Genomic DNA, 3489 nt, shown 5'->3' on the forward strand with positions numbered 1-3489 from the left:
TTCACCAGCTCACGGGCGCTGACGAAGTCGATCTCGTCCTTGGCCCAATGGTTTTGGGTGTCGATGAAGTTCTTGGCATTATCCACGATTTTCACCGTTGCACTGCCGTCCACGGTGAGCCGGATGCCGTCCTCGGTGGGAATGGAATCCTTCAAAATCTCCTCGGTGCCGTCAGGATGGACGATGACCGCCACAGTGCCGGGCTTTACATTGGTGACAGGAATTTCCACCTTGGTGTCGCCGGAATTCTTGGGCAGCTCCACCTTGACGGTGGGGGCGGTGCCGGAATTGCGGGTGGCCTCCACCTCAACAGGGGCCGTGACCGGCTCGCCGGACTTCTTCGCGTCCTCGATGGCCTTGCTGCTGAGAGTGGTTTCCGCCGTGGTCTGACCGTTCTTGTCGGTCTTGACGGTGCCGGTGGAGCCGTCGGCGGCCTTATTTTCGGTGATGGAACTGCCGTTGGGGTTGGTGGTGGTCTTGACGGTGGAGCCGTCCTTCTTGGTCTCAGTCTGGATCTTGGTGCCGTCGGCCTTGGTCTCGGTCTGAACCTTGGTGCCGTCGGGCTTGGTGGTGGTCTCGGTCTTGACGGTGCTGCCGGAATTGTCACGGTCAGAGCCGCCGCCACCGCCGGAGGAGCCGCCGTTGTGGCGCCAGTGCGCCGTATAGCTGCGGTCGCCGATGCTGCCCTTCTCGACGGTCACGGTCAGGTTGCTCTCGCCCGTCAGGTCCGTACCGCTCCAGCCGGTAAATGTATAGCCGGAGCGCGTGGGGTTCTTGAGGGTGAAGGTATCCGTATCAATAGTGTAGCCGGAGGGATTGCCCTCTGCCGCGCCGCCATCGAGAGCGTAGGTGACGGTGTAGGAGTTGATCGTCCATTTCGCCCAATATTCCTTGTTCCCATTTTCGGTCTTTTCGATCGTCGTAACCGGGGTACCGGTCAGCTCTGCGTTATCGTACCAGCCGCCAAAGGTATAACCCTTGCGGGTTATATTCGCTTCCGTCGGAAGCGCCGTTTCCTCGCCGAGGGTGTACGAGATGATATTGCCGCTGTTGATCGTGCCGCTGTTTGTGTGCAGCTTCACGGTACAGAACTTTGCCCACCGGGCCGCAAGCGTGGTTACGCCTGCCGGAACCGAAGCTCCGGGATCGTAGGAATTTCCATCGCTGCCAAGCCATTGGAAGAAACTGCCGTCAGTATATTCGTCCGGGCGGGTCAGTCCCTCGCTGTCGGGGGCGGTGAAGCCGCCGCCGGGCTTGACTACGATATTCACAGACCCCTCGGTGGAGCCGATTTTTCCGCCGTTTAAGTCAAGCTCTGCGACGCGCAGGCCGTCAGCCCCCAGCGTATCCGCTTGCTGGACTTCAAGGACGGGGCGGAAGCCGCGATCCGGAAAGGTATTGGCAGGATCGTACCATACTATGTTATACTTCGAGTCGCATTTACCACGGTATCGCGGCGAACCGCCGCTCTTGTCCTGCCCCCAGGAGGCTATAACCGTCAAGTCTTTGATATAGCTGCCCGATTTGTCCAAGATCGCGTCCCATTCGTTGGATTTCGGAGTGCAGCGCTCATTTTCACCACTGCCGCTACTGCTAACATAGGAAGTTCCCACTGACGGAGTCCGGAGGGAGTAGTCCACGCCGCCGCTTGCATAGTGTTTGCCGAAAATCATGCCCTTGCTGTTCAAATTGTCCCAGCTTACGGTATGGGTCACAGCATAGTCGGCAATAAGCAGGCTGTGGTCGTAAGCGTTTGCGTGTGCGTAATGATCAGTTTCATTGACCATCTTATAGGCGTTGACCGTTCCGGCATAGGTAAAGGGCACCCAATGGAGGGACTCGTCCGGAAGGCTGGTGTTCTTCGTGCCCGGAATGTCCTCTCCGGACAAGTCAAACCAATAGGTTTCGCCGGGGGTGAGGGGGTCAAAGTGAACTGCGGGGAATGTCCATTGTGCGGTCAAGGCGGTAACAGTAGAGGGAACCTCATCTGCCGGAGAATACAGCCTCCCATCGCTTCCGAGCCACCGAAAATAAGCGGCCCCGTTTCCGGTCGGGCGGGTCAGGCCCGCGATGACGGGGGCGGTGAAGCCGCCGCCGGACTTGACTACGATCTTCACGGTCCCCTCGGTGGAGCCGATTTTTCCGCCGTTTAAGTCAAGCGTTACGACGCGCAGGCCCTCAGCCCCCAGCGTGTCCACATTCTTGACTTCGAGGACGGGGCGGAAACCGATGTACCATAAGGGCTGACTATCAGAGAAGTGGTAGTACCAGTAGGGGGCCGACTTGACCCCGCGAATCCCACGGTACGAAAAATAGGTGTCCTGTCCCCAAGAGTACATAGTTTTCCAGTTTTTGATATAGCTGTTCGATTTGTCAAGAATTTCATCCCATTCGTTGAGTATCAGGCTGCCGTAGTCACCACCAAAACCATCAACAGCATCATATCTTGCCTGGCTTCCCACTGTCGGAGCACGGAGGGAGTAGTCCACGCCGCCGCTCGGATAGTCTTTCCCGAAAATCATGTCCTTGCTGTTCAACTCGTTCCAGGTTACGGTATGGGTCACAGCATAGTCGGCAATAAACAGGCTGTGGTGATAGGTATAGCCATATGTCCCGCTGGGGTCTGTTGTTAGAGACGCTTCCAGAGAAGTATCCAGCGGTTTTTGAGAAGCATCTACCGCCCCTGCGGAAGCTTTTTTATTCAGCACATAGGTCTTGACCGTCCCGGCATAGGTAAAAGGCACCCAATGGAGGGTTTTGTCCGGAAGGCTGGCGTTCTTCGCGCCCGGAATGTCCTCCCCGGACAAGTCAAACCAATAGGTTTCGCCGGGGGAGAGGGTGTTAAATTGCTCTTCATACATACCATTTGCCAACATGACCGCATCGGATGGCGCGGCCGTTCCGTATAAAAGCAGCTCCAGCGCGGCGGCGGTTTCCATATACCGGGTCATGTCCAGCCCGTCAATTTCCGCATCGGAAAGCTCTGCTTTTGCCTCGTCAATGGCATCCAGCCGCGCTTCCACATCCGCCGCGTTATCCTCGCCGATCGTTTCCGCCTCCGGCAGCGCGTCGATCATCGCCTGCACCGTGGCCACGGCTTCGTCCTGTTTTACGGCAGAGTCCTCTTGCTGGTTTTCCTGCTCCTGCTCCGGTCTCCCGTTTGCCGGGCCTGCCGGTTCCTCCACAGCCGGGGGCGTCTGCTCCGTCTGCTCTGTCCCCTCTGCCAGCGCCGCCGTGGGCAGCAGCGTCAGGCACAGAGCCAACGCTGTCAGAACGCTTAAAAATCGTTTCTTCATCGTATTTCTCTCCTTTGTAAACGCTTTGGTTCCTCCCCTGGGGAGGAACCAAGGGCATATGCCCTTGAAAAAATCCGCTTCGCGTTTTGCCTCGTTCTTGATCGTATGAAAGCACAACCCCCTCTATTTTGTACGCCTCTTTTGGGCTGACACCAGCCGCAGATGAGCTTTAGTGAAGTGATTATATCATCCT

At 57.3% G+C, this 3489-nt stretch carries 1 protein-coding gene; it reads right to left on the reverse strand.

Annotated elements, in window-relative coordinates; all coding sequences use genetic code 11:
- A partial coding sequence (locus KQI26_RS14845; protein WP_216505019.1) for an InlB B-repeat-containing protein occupies positions 1-3296 on the reverse strand: 3296 nt, incomplete at its 3' end.
- Between the last annotated feature and the right edge of the window lie 193 nt (positions 3297-3489).

The sequence above is a fragment of the Intestinimonas sp. MSJ-38 genome (genome assembly GCF_018917925.1).
Taxonomy (GTDB): domain Bacteria; phylum Bacillota; class Clostridia; order Oscillospirales; family Butyricicoccaceae; genus Pseudobutyricicoccus.